Source organism: Leucobacter edaphi (assembly GCF_016522535.1).
In the GTDB taxonomy this organism is placed as follows: Bacteria; Actinomycetota; Actinomycetes; order Actinomycetales; family Microbacteriaceae; genus Leucobacter; species Leucobacter edaphi.
In genome coordinates, this window is sequence record NZ_JAEHOI010000005.1 from 256,955 (window position 1) to 271,954 (window position 15,000).

The window sequence follows — 15,000 nt, forward strand, 5'->3', positions numbered from 1 at the left end:
AGAGGGGGTGCCGGAACCTGCTCCGTGCACCCCCTCGGGGCGGACCGCCGGCCGCGCGGCCGGCAGGCCCGTTAGAGTCCTGCGCTCGCGGTAGCCTTCGTGAAGGCCTGATCGAGCAGGCTCGCCAGCTCGTCGATGTCCTCGCGGGTCATGACGAGGGGCGGCGAGACCTGCACGAGCGGGTTGCCCTCCGCGTCGATCGCGACGCGGCACAGCAGCCCGACCTCGGCGAGGGCGGGGTTCAGGTGCCCGCCGACGAAGTCGCCAGCGTTGATCGGGGTGTCCGCCCACTTCTTCGCCGCGTGATCGGTCACGAGCTCGAAACTGCGGTGGAAGCCGTCGCCGCGAAGGTCGCCGACGATCGCCGCGTGCTTCTGCGCGATCTCGCCGAGCTTCTCGCCCAGGTAGGGGCTCAGCTCCGCGACGTTCTCGACGACGCCCTCGCGCTCCATGATCTCGAGGTTCTTGAGTGCTGCGGCGCAGGCGACGGGGTGGCCGCCGTAGGTGAGGGCGTGGTTGAACATCCCGAGCGGTCCGTCGAGGACCGTCTCGACCACGCGGTCGGAGGCGATCACGCCGCCGAGCGGCATGTACGCGGAGGCGATGCCCTTCGCGAAGGTGATCATGTCGGGCTCGAATCCGTAGTGGATCGAACCGAACCAGGATCCGAGGCGCCCATAGCCGGTGATGACCTCGTCGGCGATCATGAGGATGCCGTACTTGTCGCAGAGCGCGCGCACGCCGGTGAAGTAGTCCTTCGTGGGGGGCGTGAGCGAGCCGCCCGCGTTCTGCAGCGGCTCCATGATGATCGCGGCGATCGTGTCGGCGCCCTCCTGCACGATGAGCGACTCGAGCTCGCCGAGCAGGAACGCGGTGGTCTGCTCGGGCGTCTCCCCCTCCGGGCGGCGGTAGCGCTTCGTGTTGTGGGTGTGGCGCACGCCGTTCATCAGGGGTTCGAACATCTTGCGCACATCGGTCATCCCGTTGAGCGACATCGCGCCGAAGCTCGTGCCGTGGTAGGCGACGCGGCGGGCGATGAACTTGTAGCGCGTGCCCTCGCCGCGGGTGATGTGGTACTGGCGGGCCAACTTGATGGCGGCCTCGTTGGACTCGCCGCCGCCCGAGGCGAAGAACACGCGGTTGAGGTCGCCGGGAGCGAGCTCGGCGATCTTCTGGGCGAGCAGCGCGGCCGGCGGGTGCGCGACCGACCAGGTGGTCTGGTAGGGCAGGGCCGCGAGCTGCTCGCGGACCGCATCGCCGACCTCGGCGCCGTGGGTGTAGCCGAGCTGCACGCAGAACAGGCCGGCGAGGCCGTCGAAGAAGCGGCGTCCGTTCTCGTCGAACACGGAGCAGTGCTCGCCGCGGACGAAGATCGGCAGCTCGTCCTCGCGGTACTTGCTCGCCGGGGTGAAGTTCATGACCAGGTGGCGCTTCGCGATTTCCGCGAGCGTGCTCGGCTCATCGGCGAAATTCGCCGTGATCTCTGCGTTCTCCTGCTGGACAGTCATGTCGTGGTTTCCTCTCAGTCGGCATTGACCTTCGGTGTGCCGTTGGTTCGGCCCCCAGTTTCATGGTTTCATCGGGGCCGGAGTACGTAAAATAGCGATTCTCGGGGGGCTGCATCTGTTGTTCAGATGCGGCGGGATGCTGCGGGATCCGGTAAGCCGGACTCGCTGGGCCGGGCCCGCGAGCCCGGCTCACCGGGGGTCACGGATCAGCCCCACTGCATCCAGGTGGTCTTGTAGTCGGTGTAGTTCTCGAGCGCGTGCACGGAGAGGTCGCGGCCGAAGCCGGACTGCTTGAAGCCGCCGAAGGGCGTCGTGAAGCCGAGCGCGTCGACCGTGTTGACGGACACGGTTCCCGCGACCAGGCGCTGCGAGACGCGGTAGGCGCGGGACAGGCTGCCCGTCCACAGCGACGCTGCGAGACCGTACGGCGTCTCGTTCGCGCGCGCGATCGCCTCCTCCTCCGTGTCGAACGGGGTGACCACGGCGACCGGGCCGAAGATCTCGCGCGTGTGGACCTCGTGATCGATCGGAACGTCCGTCACGATCGTCGGCTCGATGAACGCGCGCGAGCCATTGATCTCGGGGCGCGTGCCACCGGCGACGATCCTGCCGTCGCGGCGCGCGTTCTCGATCGTGGCCCACACTGTGTCGGCGTGCGCCTCGGACACGAGCGATCCCGTTCCGGTCTCGGGGTCGAGCGGATCACCGGGCGCGTAGGCCCGTGCGGCCTCCGCGTAGAGGCGCAGGAAGTCCTCGTAGACCTCGCGCTCCACGAAGATCCGCGAGTTCGCGGAGCACACCTCGCCCTGGTTGTAGAACGAGCCGAACGCCGCCTTCGCAGCGGCGGCGGCGAGATCGTCGCAGTCAGCGAAGATGAGGTTCGAGCTCTTGCCGCCCGCCTCGAGGGCCAGGCGCTTCATGTTCGACTCGCCGGCGTACTGCTGCAGCTGCTTCGCGACCTCCGTCGATCCGGTGAAGGCGAGCATGTCGACGTCCTCGTGGCGGCCGAGCGCGCGGCCGATGACCGATCCGCGCCCGGTCACGACGTTCAGCACGCCAGCGGGGATCCCGGCCTCGACGGCGAGCTCCGCGAGGAGCAGCGCCGAGTGGGAGGCCTCGACCGGCGGCTTCACCACGACCGAGTTTCCGGCCGCGAGCGCGGGGGCGAGCTTCCACGTGGCGATTTCGAGCGGGTAGTTCCAGGCGACCACGACGGCGACGACGCCGAGCGCCTCGCGCGTGACGAGCGCCGTCGATCCGGGGGGCGTGACCGGGATCAGGTCTTCCTGCTTCTCGACGGCCTCGCCGTAGAAGCGGTAGAGCGCGGCGGAGCCGGGGGCGTCGATCGTCGCGGCCTCGCGGACGGGCTTGCCCATGTCGAGCGAGTCGTAGAGCGCGAACTCGTCGGCGCGCGCCTCGATGAGGTTCGCGAGCTCGAGCAGCCGCTCCCTGCGGAAACCGGCGCCGGCGCGGGACCAATCACCCGCCTCGAAGGAGCGTCGCGCTGCGGCGACGGCGCGATCGACGTCGGTCTCGTCGCACTCGTGGATCTGCGAGATCACCTCGCCCGTTGCGGGGTTGCGCTTCTCGATCGTGCGGCCGGTCGAAGCGTCGACGCGAGCGCCGTCGATGACCGGGCGCCCGTCGAACGTGAGCGCGGCCGCGGCCGCTTTCCATTCCTCATGCGTGCGGGTCATCAGGGGTTCCTTTCAATGTGTACCGCGGGGGGCGCGCCCGAAGTGGTGCGCGCTGTCCGGCCGCGGGGCGCTCGGCCCCGCGGCCGTTGGTCTACCGTTCGTCGGTGAGCGCCTCGGGGATCGACACCGTCGCGGTCTCGAGATCCTGGGGCTTGATCAGGGAGATACCCCGGGTCTCGGGGATCGAGACGACGGTGGCGACGCCGACCAGGCCGACGACCACGAGGAAGAAGCCCGGGACGAGCATGTTGCCCGTGGTGTCGAGCAGCCAGGTGAGGACGTAGGGCGCGGTACCCGCGAAGAGCGCAGCCGTGACCGCGTAGGCGATCGACAGGCCCGTCTGGCGGGTGCGCGTGGGGAAGAGCTCGACGACGGTCACCGCGTGGGTGCCGAGCACGATCGCGAGGATCAGCGCGAGGCCGAGCGTCGAGGTGAAGACCGACCAGTCCTCGCCGATCGACATCAGCCAGAACAGCGGAACCGCCAGCACGGTGAGCGCGATCGCCGCCGTCATCAGGACCGGCTTGCGGCCGACCCGGTCGGAAGCGATGCCGGCGAGCGGCACGATGATGAGGCCGAGCGCGGAGGCGAGCGTCGACAGCAGGGCAGCGCGGCCGGCATCGAAGCCGATGTAGACCTCCTGGTAGGTGAGGAGATACACGAGCACAACGTAGAACGTGACGTTCATGAAGATCTCCATGCCGCAGGTCTGGAGGAACTCGCGCCAGTTGCGCTGGAACACTTCCTTGACCGGCGCGTGCGAGACGGTTTCCAGCTTCTGCAGCTGCTCGAACTCCGGGGTGTCCTCGATCTTGCGGCGAATGTAGAGGCCGATGAAGCCGAGCGGCACCGTGATGAGGAACGGGATGCGCCAGGCCCACTCGACGATCTGCTCGTGCGTGAACGCCTGGTTGAGCAGGAACACGACGAACGAGGCGAGCAGGAAGCCGAGGAGGCTGCCGAACTCGAGCCAGCTGACGCCGAAGCCGCGCCGCTTCGCCGGCGAGAACTCGCCGAGGAACGCGGCGGCGCTGCCGAACTCGCCGCCAGCGGCGAGGCCCTGCACGACGCGGGTGACGATGAGCAGGATCGGGGCGAGGATGCCGATCGCGTTGTACCCGGGTAGTAGGCCGAGCACGAGCGTTGCGAGCGCCATCGACAGGATCACGAGCGACAGGGTCGTCTTCCTGCCGAGGCGATCACCGAGGCGGCCGAAGATGATCGCGCCGATCGGTCGCACGAAGAAGGACACGGCGAAGACCGCGAACGTGGCGAGCAGGCCGGCCGTCGCGCTCTCCTCGGGGAAGAAGACGACGGCGAGGGTGCTGGCGAGGTAGGCGTACACGGCCCAGTCGAACCAGTGGACGAGCACGCCGATCGAGCCCGCGACCACGCTCTTTCGGAGGCTCTTCTTGTCGACGAGATCCGCGATCTCGCGTCCGGTGTTGGGAGTCGACATCGACGTCCCCTTTCATTGTTCCTGCTGTTGTTGCGGTGTTGGTCGGCGCACCACGCGGTGCGCCGACCGTGGTTATGGGCGCGCGGGATCGCCGGCGGCGCGCCCGAGGGCGACGTCGAGCGCGGTCCACGCGAGCGCGGTGGCCCCGTCGCGGAGCGTCTGCTCCGCGGTTGCTCCGACGCAGGCGTCTGCGAAGGCCGGCTGATGGTTGCTCGCGTCTCCGCCCACGCCGATGTAGGGGTGGATGGCGTTCACGACCTGGGACACGTTGCCCATATCGGTGGAGGCGCGGTTCATGGTCGCGGCGATGGGATCCACGTTGAAGTCCCTGCCGAGCGCGATCGCGTTGGCTCGGTAGAGCTCCTGCGCCTCGAGGTCGGTGCGCATCTCAGCGTAGCGCTTGCTCTCGGGCTCGATCGTCAGCGTCGCGCCGGTCGCGAGCGCACCGGCCTCGAAGCACTTGACGACGCGTTCTTCCAGGTCGATCAGCTGTTCCGTGGTTTCAGCGCGGACATACCAGCGCCCCTCGGTGCGCTCGGGGATCGCGTTGGGCGCCTCCCCGCCGCGCGTCTGCACGCCGTGGACGCGGACCCCGGCAGGCAGCTGCTGGCGCAGCAGCGCGATGGCGAGCTGGGCCACGAGGAACGCGTCGTTCGCGTTGATTCCGCGCTCGGGGTACGCGGCGGCGTGGGCGGCGCGGCCCTCGTAGGCGACGTGCCAGTGCGCGACCGCGAAGGGCCGCGCCTCCGCGACGTCGACGGGGGCGGGGTGTGCCATGAGCGCGAAGTCGAGATTCTGGAACGCGCCGCGCTCGAGCAGCTCGATCTTGCCGCCGCCACCCTCCTCCGCCGGGGTTCCGATGAGCTCGACGGCGATGCCGAGCTCGTCGGCGACGGCGGCCAGGGCGATCGCCCCGCCGACCGACATCGCGGAGATGAGATTGTGCCCGCACGCGTGGCCGAGGCCCGGAAGAGCGTCGTATTCGGCGAGGAATCCGACGGTGAAGCGCGGATCGGCCGCTCCGGAGACGGCGCGGAACGCCGTCGGCAGCCCGAGGTAGGGCTGTTCGATCACGAAGCCGTTCGCGGCGAGGACGGCCGCGACGGCGGCCGAGGAGCGGTGCTCCTGCCAGCCGAGCTCGGGATCGGCGTGGAGGGCGTTCGAGAGATCGACGAGCTGCCCGTCGATCTCCTCGCGGCGCGCGACGATCCGCTGCTTCAGCTCGTTACTCATCGCCTGGCACCCCGTAGGAGGGGGCGGCGCTCGGGTCGAGTCCGCGGCTGACGTAGTCGTCTCGCTGGGGGAGCCACTCCTCGAGCACCCGGCCGAGCTCGGCGATCGGGTCCTCGTGCCAGTCGACGCGGAGGTCGGTGATGCGCCACCCGGCGTTGCCGACGACGCTCAGGCCCACCGAGTGCACGGGACCCTCCTCGCCGCCAGCGGCGATCGCGGCCTGGAGCGCCGCGTAGAGGCGCTCCTCGATCCGGCCGCTCGCGGAGAGCGCGGTGTCGACGAGCGCGTCGAGCACGTCGAGGCTCGCGAGCATGTTGCCCCCGGCGACCGCGTTCTCGCGGCTGGCCGAGCCGAAGTTTCCGAGCGCGCGCCCTCCGGAGAAGACGGCGGCGCGGCCCTCCGCGTCGAGGACGAGGAGCTGCCGGTAGTCGATCGTGGCCGGATCAGCGGTGGCGACGACGTTGGCGAGCGCCTGCTCCGCGGAGTCGCCGGCGCTCAGCCGTTCGATGAGCTGGTGGCCGAGGCGCGGATCCGTGACGTTCTGCGAGTGCGCACCGCCGACGCCGTCGGCGAGATTGACGCAGCGCGCGGCGACCGCGGGTGAGGACGAGGAGATGGCCGAGCCGAACTCTCCGGTCTCGGGATCGCGGAGGATCAGGGAGAAAGTCATTATTCGCCCCGCTCGCTGAGCACTGCGGTTGCGTCGATCTCGACGAGCCATTCGGGGCGCGCGAGCGCCTGCACGACGATGCCGGTGGAGACCGGGAACACGCCCTTGAGCCACTTGCCCATGGTGCGGTAGACGTCCTCGCGGTAGCGGGGGTCGATGATGTAGACGGTCACCTTGACGATGTCCTTGAGGCTGCTGCCCGCCTCCTCGAGGAGCATCGCGATGTTCGACATCGCCTGCTCGGTCTGCGCGACCACGTCGCCGATGCCGACCGACTCGCGGGTCTCGAGATCCTGGCCGATCTGGCCGCGGAGATAGACGACGCCACCGGCGACGACCGCCTGGCAGAGGTCGTTGTCGAGGTTCTGCTCCGGATACGTCTCCTTGGTGTTGAACTTCCGCAGGCGCAGGTGCGTGGTCTCAGACACTGGGGTCCTCCTCATCGAGAATGGGCGCGGTTCACGCTCTCCACCCATTGTCAGAATGAGCCGGTCATCTGTAAAATAGGGATAACTTAGCCAGTGCATCTATTCAACAGATAGGCCAGACAATCAGGGGCGATTGCACCCATCGGAGGCAAAAATGGCGCAGCGGTTCTCGATCACACTCACCCAGCTCAGCTACTTCGCCGAGTGCGCGCGCACGCTCAACATGACGGCGGCGAGCCAGGAGCTGCACGTCGCCCAGTCCGCGATCTCGACCGCGATCTCCCACCTGGAGCGCGCCCTCGGCACCCCCATGTTCATCCGGCAGCACTCGAAGGGTCTCATCCTCACCCCGGCGGGCGAGACCCTGCTGCGCGACACGCAGCGGCTGTTCGCGATGCTCGGCGACACGATCGACGCGGTCAAGGCGAGCCAGAGCGAGGTCTCCGGGAACATCGTCATCTCGTGCTTCAGCACCTTCTCACCTTTCCTCCTCCCCCAGCTCATCGGCAGGCTCGGTGACCGTCACCCCGACCTGGAGGTCGAGGTGATCGAGGGGACCACCCTCGAGTGCCTGTCCGCGCTGCGTACCGGCCGGAGCGAGCTCGCGTTCCACTACCGCTTCGCCAGGGGTGCCGAGTTCCAGTCGGATCGCCTCGGCCGGGTGCGGCCGCACGTGATCGTGCCAGCGGAGCACCGGCTCGCCGACGCCGGCGAGGTCGCCTTCGAGAGCCTTGCGGATGAGCCGCTCGTGCTCCTCGACCTCCCCGACAGCGACGACTACTTCCTGGATCTCCTGATCCGGGCCGGGATTTCGCCGCAGCTGAAGTATCGGACCGCGAGCTTCGAGGGCGTGCGATCGATGGTCTCCGCCGGTCTCGGGTACTCGATCCTGAATCAGCGACCGCAGATCGACCAGACCTACTCCGGTGGCCGGATCGCCACGCTCGAGATCACCGATCCCGTCGAGGGGCTCGAGATCGTCGCGTCGTCGCTCGCGCAGGTGCGCCGCTCGGCGCGGGCGGACGCCGTGGTCGAGATGGCGAGGGAGATCGTGCTCGAGCAGCATCCCGAGAACGGCAACGGAATGTGATTTCCAGATCGGGTTTGCAAACTACATCTGTAGTTCAGATCGGCTGATCCGAGAAGCTCTATTGGCTTCTCCGCCCCGATCCGGGCTTTGCTGGGAGCACCGGGACGCGCAACGGACCGCGCGCCGATTCGGACCCGGACCCCCGGGCCGATCCGGTCCACCACAACCCGATCGGAGATGACACATGCTCACCCCACAGACCGAGGTCACCGATGTCCTCGTCATCGGCGGCGGCCAATCCGGTGTCGCGATGAGCGAGCACCTGACCGACCGCGGAATCCCGCACATCGTGCTCGAGCGCGACCGCATCGCCGAGCGCTGGCGCTCCGAGCGCTGGGACTCGCTCGTCGCCAACGGACCGGCCTGGCACGATCGCTTCCCCGGCATGGACTTCAGGACCGACCCCGACGGCTTCGCCACCAAGGACGAGATCGCCGACTACTTCGTCGCCTACGCCGAGCAGGTCGGCGCGCCGATCCGCGAGGGCGTCGAAGTCCTGAAGGTGACGAAGAAGCCGAACGCGAAGGGCTTCATCGCCGAGACGACCGAGGGCCGGATCCGCGCCCGCTACATCGTCTCGGCCACCGGCGCCTTCCAGCAACCGTCGATCCCGCCGATCCTCCCCGAGGACAGCCCGATCACGCAGCTCCACTCGGCGGCCTACCGCAACCCCGACCAGCTCCCCGAGGGCGGCGTGCTCGTCGTCGGATCGGGATCGTCCGGCGTGCAGATCGCCGCCGAGCTGCGCGAGGCCGGCCGCGAGGTGTACCTCGCGGTGAGCCCCCACGAGCGTCCGCCGCGCCGCTACCGCGGCCGCGACTTCGTGTGGTGGCTCGGTGTTCTGGGCATGTGGGACGCCCCGACCCCCGCGCGCGGTGCCGAGCACATCACGATCTCGGTGAGCGGCGCGAACGGCGGCGAGACCGTCGATTTCCGCAAGCTCGCCGCGAGCGGAATCACGCTCGTCGGGCGGGCGGTCTCGTGCGAGGACGGGGTGATGTCGTTCGCCCCGGATCTCGGCGCGAACATTGCCGTCGGCGACTCCACGTACCTGTCCATCCTCGATGGCGCGGACGCCTACATCGAGGCGAACGGCCTGGACCTGCCCGAGGACCCGGACGCCCGCGTCATGGGCGCCGAACCCGAGTGCGTGTCCCACCCCGTTCGCGAGCTGGATCTCGCCGCGGCCGGCGTCACGTCGATCGTGTGGGCCACCGGATTCCGTTCCGACTACAGCTGGCTCCAGGTCGAGGCGTTCGACCCGCAGGGCCGCCCCGTCCAGCAGCGCGGGATCTCACCCGTTCCTGGCGTCTATTTCCTGGGGCTGCCGTGGCAGTCGCGCCGGGGCTCGACGTTCATCTGGGGCATCTGGCACGACGCGAAGTACCTCGCCGATCAAATCAATATCCAGCTCGGCTACGGCGCCTACCGGGGCAGCGCGCGGAAGGTGCCGCGGGCCGAATCCGAGGCGTTCGACGCGGCGGTCGTGCGCTGACGACGCCGGGGAGAATGCATAAAACCGATCCCCTGGGGATTATTCATCACCTGAAGTGATGAAGTGCACCGCCAAGCGATATTGGCTTCTCCGCCCAGACCAGGGTTTGCTGGTTTTCGTCCCGGGACGCACACCGTCGTCGCGTCCACGGCGGGGCGAGGATACCCCGATCCTCGCCCCGCTCGGGGAACACCAGTGAATTCGAGCGGAGAGAACACATGTCGAGCACAGAAGCCGAGGTCACCGAAGTCCTCGTCGTCGGCGCGGGCCAGGCCGGTGTCGCCATGAGCGAGCACCTGGGCGCGAAGGGAATCCCCCACATCGTCCTCGAACGGAACCGGATCGCCGAGCGCTGGCGCTCCGAGCGCTGGGACTCGCTCGTCGCCAACGGACCCGCGTGGCACGATCGCTTCCCGGGCATGGAGTTCGCCGGCGTCGAAGCCGACGAGTTCGCGCCGAAGGAGCGCGTCGCACAGTACTTCGAGGACTACGTCGAGATGCTCGGCGCCCCCGTCCGCACGGGGGTTGAGGTGCTGAGCGTGAAGAAGCGCGAGGGCGGCGCGGGCTTCATCGCAGAGACGTCCGACGGGCCCATCCAGGCGCGCTACGTCGTCGCCGCGACCGGCGCCTTCCAGCTCCCGGCGATTCCCCCGATCGTTCCCGAGGACAGCGGCCTCTTCCAGCTGCACTCGAGCGGCTACCGCAACCCGGAGCAGCTGCCCGAGGGCGGCGTGCTCGTCGTCGGCGCCGGCTCCTCCGGCGTGCAGATCGCCGCCGAGCTCCGCGCCGCCGGCCGCGAGGTCTATCTCGCCGTCGGCCCGCACGACCGTCCGCCGCAGCGCTACCGCGGCCGCAGCTTCGTGTGGTGGCTGGGCGTCCTCGGCATGTGGGAGGCCTCGGCGCCCGCTGCTGGCGCCGAGCACGTCACGATCGCGGTGAGCGGCGCGAACGGCGGGCACACGGTCGACTTCCGCAACCTCGCGAACGACGGCATCCGCCTCGTCGGCCGCGCCACCGGCTTCGTGGACGGCAAGCTCACCTTCAACGGCGACCTCGCGGACAACATCCGCCTCGGCGACCAGAACTACCTGTCGATGCTCGACGCTGCCGACGAGTACATCGAGCGCAACGGCCTCGACTTCCCCGAGGAGCCCGAGGCGCGCGAGCTCGGACCGCTCCCCGCCGACGCCGAGAACCCGATCCGGGAGGTCGATCTCGCCGAGGCGGGCATCACCTCGATCGTGTGGGCGACCGGCTTCCGCAGCGACTACGGCTGGCTGCAGGTCGACGCGTTCGACGAGGCCGGGCGTCCCGTCCACCAGCGCGGCGTCTCCAAGGAGCCCGGCGTCTACTTCCTCGGCCTGCCCTGGCAGTCGCGGCGCGGCTCGACCTTCATCTGGGGCGTCTGGCACGATGCGAAGTTCCTGGGCGACCAGATCGCGATCCAGCACAGCTACCTCGACTACGAGGGCGATGGCAAGCCGTCGAACTACGTGCCGCGCACCGCGGTCCCCGTGACGGCGTAGCGCGCCAGGACGAAACGAGCGAGCGGGGGGGGGGGGGGGGGGGGGGGGGCCCCCCCCCCCCGGGGGGGGGGGGGGCCCCCACCCCCGCGGGGGGGGGGGGTCGGCCCCCACGCCCCGCGGGGGGGGGGGGGGGGGGGGGTGCCCCCCCCCCCCCCCCCGCTCGTGTTTCGCAGCGACCCGTCAGACGGTGAAGTCGGAGGCCACCCGCGCCACCGCGTACCGCTTCACCACGGCGCCCGCGGAGACGTGGTCGGGGTGCGTGGCGTACGCGGCGAGCCCCTCGGCGTCGTCGAAGTCCGCTACGAGGGTGAGGTCATAGTTCTCGCCATCGAAGAGCTCGTTGCGGTGCACGGCGAGCGCGCGCACGCTCGGCACGATGTCGGCGAGCGGCGAGAGCGCGGCGATGATCTCGGCCGCCTGGGCGTCGCGCTCGGCCCGGGTGTCGCCGGCGAGTTTCCAGTTCACGATGTGACGCAGGGTCATGGGTGTGCTCCAGTCGGGGTGAGAGGCGGTCGGTCTCGCGTTCAGCGGCCGCGCAGCGCGCCGAAGGGGCCGCGGGCGGCGCGCTCGAGCGCCGAGCGGAAGCGGGCGGGGTCGACCCGCCAGATCGCGTGGCGCTTGCCGTTGATCTGCACCACGGGAATGTGCTCCGCGTGCACGCGGGCCAGCTGCGCGTCCCGCAGGATGTCGAGCTCCTCGAACTCGGTGGTGATCCCGGCGGCCGCGAGCTCGCCGCGGACGAGCTCGATCGTCTCGCGGGCGTCATCGCAGAGATGACAGCCGGGCTTGCCGATCAGGGTGACGCGCACCTCGCGCACGATCCGCCTCCGAAGCTCAGGGAGATGATTGAGGAAGGAAAAAGGCGCCGGACCACTGGCCCGACGCCTCGATCGGCCGCGCCCCGAGGGCGCCCCGATTACTTCTTGTTGCGACGCTGGTGACGCGTCTTGCGCAGCAGCTTGCGGTGCTTCTTCTTCGACATGCGCTTGCGACGCTTCTTGATAACAGAACCCATGGGTCACCTCTTCACGTATCTCGGGCCCCGAGACAGGTGGCCCACAAAACGATTATTCTACTCCGATGCGGCCGCGAGCGCGAACTCGCAGCTCGGGGCGCACATCGACGCGCTTTTCCCCGGCCGCGGGATCTACCCGCGGAGCTTGAAACGCGCCACGAGTTCCTTGACGCGGTTCTCGGCGATCGCCACCGACCGGCCGATCCGTTCGGCGGCCGCGGCCGCCTCCTCGGGAAGCACCTCGCCCTCGTCGCCGAACGGGTCGTCCGCCCCGGGACCCGGAATCCGTTCGCCCTGTTCCGATAGGTATTCGACCGTAACCTCGGTGTCGAAGCCTGCGGAGAGGAAGGGGATCACGAAGTCCTCGACCATCTCCAGCGGCTCGGGGTCGAGCGAGTAGAAGCGGTGCTGCCCCTCCTCGCGCACGGTGACGAGTTCCGCCTCGCGGAGCACCTTCAGGTGCTTCGACACAGTGGGCTGGCTGATCTCCAGCTCAGCCACAATTTCGGAGACGCTCGCCTCGGCGCTCTGCTGGTGGCGCTCGAGCAGCACTTGCAGGATGTCCCGCCGCGTGCCGTCCGCGATGACTCCGAAGATATCTGGCATACCCACCAGGGTAGTCGGAGCGGGGCCGCTCTGTCGTCCCCGGCTTCCCCCCTCCCTCGTGACCAGGGATTCCCGAAGCTGCACGCGTGGTTTCCCGGACCGGGAGCGGTGTGTACCATGAATGCTCGAACGTCGGCGATCCCGATGCTCACACGAGACCAGAAAGAAGGAGCCGTGACGGCACGCGCCGCGAGTCGGCGAGGCAACCCCTCGTTCTCGCAGAAGTCCTGGATCAGTGCGCTGATCCAGTCATCGCCGCCACGCTTCGCGATCCTCGTCTTCTCCGCGCTCATCCTGCTGTGGACCGCCCTCCTCGCCGCGCCCTTCTCGAGCCGCACGGGCGAGGTGACCCCGCTCGCCGACGCCCTCTTCACGGCCGTTTCCGCGATCTGCGTCACGGGCCTCTCGACCGTCGACATGGCCACGCACTGGTCGCTGTTCGGCGACCTCGTGATCCTCGCGGGCATCCAGATCGGCGGCATCGGCGTCCTCACCCTCGCGAGCATCCTCGGCATGACCGTGACGAGGCGCCTCGGGCTGCGCCAGCGCCTGCTCGCCGCTGGCGATACCAACCCCATGCGCATGGGGCGCGGCGTGTCGGAGAGCCAGGCGGTCGGTCTCGGCGAGATCGGCGGCCTGCTGGGCACGGTCGCGATGAGCCTCGTCGTCATCGAGCTCGCCCTCACGATCATGATCACCCCCCGCCTCATGATGGAGGGCTACGACTTCTGGCACGCGCTCTGGTTCGCGTTCTACCTCGCGGCCTCCGCCTTCACGAACACGGGCTTCGTTCCGATGCCCGGCGGGCTCGAGCCGTTCCTCACCGACGTCTATCTGCTCTCCGTGCTCGGGATCGGCGTGTTCCTCGGCGCGATCGGTTTCCCCGTGATCTTCGCCCTGTACCGCTACGTGACCGGCGGCTCCCGCGCCCACAAGCGGATCGGGCTGCACACGAAGCTCACCCTGGCGACGACGCTCATCTTCGTGATCTTCGGGTGGCTCGCGATCGCCTCGCTCGAGTGGGACAACCCCGCGACGCTCGGCTCGCAGGGCACGGGGCACACGCTGTTCAGTTCGCTCTACATGTCCGTCATGACGAGATCGGGCGGGCTCGGGATCATCGATCCGTCCGACATGAACGGCTCGACGCTGCTCGTGATGGACATGCTCATGTTCGTGGGCGGCGGCTCCGCATCGACGGCCGGCGGCATCAAGGTCACGACGATCGCGGTGCTGTTCCTCGCCGCCTACGCCGAGGCTCGCGGCTACCGCGACGTCCAGGCCTTCGGCCGCAGCATCCCGAACGAGGTGCTCCGCGTCTCCGTCTCCGTGCTGATCTGGGGCGCGACGATCGTGCTCGCGTCGACGGTCGCGATCCTGCACATCACGAAGGAACCCCTCGACATCGTGCTGTTCGAGGTGATCTCCGCGTTCGGCACCTGTGGGCTGTCGAGCAACCTGTCGGCGGAGCTCCCCGATTCAGGAAAGTACATCCTCGCCGCGACCATGTGGGCCGGTCGCGTCGGAACCGTCACGCTCGCCGCCGCCGTCGCCGCGACGAGCCGCTCACGTCTCTACCGTCTCCCCGAGGAAAGGCCGATCGTTGGTTGATATTCGAAGTGATGCCCCCGTCATCGTGATCGGCCTCGGCCGCTTCGGCGCCGCCACGGCCGGCCAGCTCGACCGGCAGGATCGCGAGGTGCTCGTCGTCGACACCGATCCCGCGCTCGTGCAGAAGTGGTCGGATCGCGTGACCCACGCGGTGCAGGCCGACGCCCGCTCGATGGAGGCCCTGCGCCAGATCGGCGCGGACGAGTTCCAGATCGCCGTCGTCGCGACGGGTGCGTCGATCGAGTCGAGCGTGCTCATCGCCGCGAACCTCGTCGATCTCGGGATCCCGCAGATCTGGGCGAAGGCGATCTCGCTGTCCCACGGCAAGATCCTCGAGCGGATCGGCGTGAACCACGTCATCTATCCGGAGCGCGAGGCCGGCGAGCGGGTCGCCCACCTGCTCTCGGGCAGCATGCTCGACTTCATCCAGTTCGACGACAACTACGTCATCGCGAAGATGTACCCGCCGCGCTCGATCCGGGGCCGCTCGCTCGCCGACAGCGGCGTGCGCACGCGATATCGCGTGACCGTCGTCGGCGTCAAGACCCCCGGTCAGCCGTTCACACACGCCACGCAGGACACCGTGGTGTCGCCGCACGACCTCATCATCGTGTCGGGCACGGCGTCCGACGTGGAGCGCTTCGCCACGATCGGCTAGCGCC

The 15,000-nt window shown here is 69.0% G+C and carries 15 protein-coding genes; 5 read left to right on the plus strand and 10 right to left on the minus strand.

Going from position 1 to position 15,000, the window contains the following annotated elements; genetic code table 11:
• Positions 1 to 71: 71 nt before the first annotated feature.
• The 6 genes from JD292_RS06665 to JD292_RS06690 all read right to left on the minus strand — a co-directional run bounded on the left by JD292_RS06665 (position 72) and on the right by JD292_RS06690 (position 6,995).
• Positions 72 to 1,508 carry an aspartate aminotransferase family protein gene (locus tag JD292_RS06665; protein WP_200131948.1) on the minus strand — a complete coding sequence of 479 codons (1,437 nt, stop codon included), beginning with the start codon at positions 1,506 to 1,508 and terminating at the stop codon, positions 72 to 74.
• 206 nt (positions 1,509 to 1,714) lie between these two features.
• A complete protein-coding gene (locus tag JD292_RS06670; RefSeq protein ID WP_200131949.1) occupies positions 1,715 to 3,205 on the minus strand; it encodes an aldehyde dehydrogenase family protein in 1,491 nt (496 codons plus the stop codon).
• Between the two features lie 91 nt (positions 3,206 to 3,296).
• Positions 3,297 to 4,664 (minus strand): MFS transporter, encoded by a 1,368-nt coding sequence (locus JD292_RS06675; protein WP_200131950.1) that lies wholly within the window; start codon positions 4,662 to 4,664, stop codon positions 3,297 to 3,299.
• 72 nt (positions 4,665 to 4,736) lie between these two features.
• A complete protein-coding gene (locus JD292_RS06680; protein ID WP_200131951.1) occupies positions 4,737 to 5,897 on the minus strand; it encodes a M20 family metallopeptidase in 1,161 nt (386 codons plus the stop codon).
• Positions 5,890 to 6,567, minus strand: coding sequence for a DUF1028 domain-containing protein (locus JD292_RS06685; protein WP_200131952.1), 678 nt, complete (start codon positions 6,565 to 6,567; stop codon positions 5,890 to 5,892). The genes JD292_RS06680 and JD292_RS06685 overlap by 8 nt, the downstream gene beginning before the upstream one ends.
• Positions 6,567 to 6,995, minus strand: coding sequence for a RidA family protein (locus JD292_RS06690; protein ID WP_369411175.1), 429 nt, complete (start codon positions 6,993 to 6,995; stop codon positions 6,567 to 6,569). Before JD292_RS06690 ends, JD292_RS06685 begins: the two co-directional genes overlap by 1 nt.
• A gap of 154 nt (positions 6,996 to 7,149) precedes the next feature.
• Between JD292_RS06690 and JD292_RS06695 the strand changes: the two genes are divergently transcribed.
• The 3 genes from JD292_RS06695 (at position 7,150) to JD292_RS06705 (ending at position 11,106) form a co-directional block, all read left to right on the plus strand.
• On the plus strand, positions 7,150 to 8,085 hold the full coding sequence (locus JD292_RS06695; protein WP_200131954.1) for a LysR family transcriptional regulator: 936 nt from the start codon (positions 7,150 to 7,152) through the stop codon (positions 8,083 to 8,085).
• Positions 8,086 to 8,269: 184 nt separating this feature from the next.
• Positions 8,270 to 9,580 carry a flavin-containing monooxygenase gene (locus JD292_RS06700; RefSeq protein WP_200131955.1) on the plus strand — a complete coding sequence of 437 codons (1,311 nt, stop codon included), beginning with the start codon at positions 8,270 to 8,272 and terminating at the stop codon, positions 9,578 to 9,580.
• A gap of 218 nt (positions 9,581 to 9,798) precedes the next feature.
• A complete protein-coding gene (locus tag JD292_RS06705) occupies positions 9,799 to 11,106 on the plus strand; it encodes a flavin-containing monooxygenase (RefSeq protein WP_200131956.1) in 1,308 nt (435 codons plus the stop codon).
• A gap of 180 nt (positions 11,107 to 11,286) precedes the next feature.
• On the opposite strand, the gene JD292_RS06710 is transcribed toward JD292_RS06705, so the two are convergent.
• The 4 genes from JD292_RS06710 to JD292_RS06725 form a co-directional block, all read right to left on the minus strand.
• A complete protein-coding gene (locus JD292_RS06710; RefSeq protein WP_200131957.1) occupies positions 11,287 to 11,589 on the minus strand; it encodes a Dabb family protein in 303 nt (100 codons plus the stop codon).
• Between the two features lie 41 nt (positions 11,590 to 11,630).
• Positions 11,631 to 11,924: a glutaredoxin family protein gene (locus JD292_RS06715; protein ID WP_200131958.1), complete on the minus strand. Its 294-nt coding sequence runs from the start codon at positions 11,922 to 11,924 to the stop codon at positions 11,631 to 11,633.
• Between the two features lie 98 nt (positions 11,925 to 12,022).
• A complete protein-coding gene (locus tag JD292_RS06720; RefSeq protein ID WP_005504750.1) occupies positions 12,023 to 12,121 on the minus strand; it encodes a 30S ribosomal protein bS22 in 99 nt (32 codons plus the stop codon).
• 132 nt (positions 12,122 to 12,253) lie between these two features.
• On the minus strand, positions 12,254 to 12,727 hold the full coding sequence (locus tag JD292_RS06725) for an ArsR/SmtB family transcription factor (RefSeq protein WP_200131959.1): 474 nt from the start codon (positions 12,725 to 12,727) through the stop codon (positions 12,254 to 12,256).
• A gap of 240 nt (positions 12,728 to 12,967) precedes the next feature.
• Between JD292_RS06725 and JD292_RS06730 the strand changes: the two genes are divergently transcribed.
• Positions 12,968 to 14,338 (plus strand): TrkH family potassium uptake protein, encoded by a 1,371-nt coding sequence (locus JD292_RS06730; protein ID WP_200132029.1) that lies wholly within the window; start codon positions 12,968 to 12,970, stop codon positions 14,336 to 14,338.
• Positions 14,331 to 14,996, plus strand: coding sequence for a potassium channel family protein (locus JD292_RS06735; RefSeq protein WP_200131960.1), 666 nt, complete (start codon positions 14,331 to 14,333; stop codon positions 14,994 to 14,996). Before JD292_RS06730 ends, JD292_RS06735 begins: the two co-directional genes overlap by 8 nt.
• The last annotated feature ends 4 nt before the right edge of the window (positions 14,997 to 15,000 follow it).

Coding starts and splice junctions, on each gene's coding strand:
- JD292_RS06665 (WP_200131948.1), bottom strand. CDS start 1,508: ATGACTGTCCAGCAGGAGAACGCAGAGATCACGGCGAATTTCGCCGAT.
- JD292_RS06670 (WP_200131949.1), bottom strand. CDS start 3,205: ATGACCCGCACGCATGAGGAATGGAAAGCGGCCGCGGCCGCGCTCACG.
- JD292_RS06675 (WP_200131950.1), bottom strand. CDS start 4,664: ATGTCGACTCCCAACACCGGACGCGAGATCGCGGATCTCGTCGACAAG.
- JD292_RS06680 (WP_200131951.1), bottom strand. CDS start 5,897: ATGAGTAACGAGCTGAAGCAGCGGATCGTCGCGCGCCGCGAGGAGATC.
- JD292_RS06685 (WP_200131952.1), bottom strand. CDS start 6,567: ATGACTTTCTCCCTGATCCTCCGCGATCCCGAGACCGGAGAGTTCGGC.
- JD292_RS06695 (WP_200131954.1), top strand. CDS start 7,150: ATGGCGCAGCGGTTCTCGATCACACTCACCCAGCTCAGCTACTTCGCC.
- JD292_RS06700 (WP_200131955.1), top strand. CDS start 8,270: ATGCTCACCCCACAGACCGAGGTCACCGATGTCCTCGTCATCGGCGGC.
- JD292_RS06705 (WP_200131956.1), top strand. CDS start 9,799: ATGTCGAGCACAGAAGCCGAGGTCACCGAAGTCCTCGTCGTCGGCGCG.
- JD292_RS06710 (WP_200131957.1), bottom strand. CDS start 11,589: ATGACCCTGCGTCACATCGTGAACTGGAAACTCGCCGGCGACACCCGG.
- JD292_RS06720 (WP_005504750.1), bottom strand. CDS start 12,121: ATGGGTTCTGTTATCAAGAAGCGTCGCAAGCGCATGTCGAAGAAGAAG.
- JD292_RS06725 (WP_200131959.1), bottom strand. CDS start 12,727: ATGCCAGATATCTTCGGAGTCATCGCGGACGGCACGCGGCGGGACATC.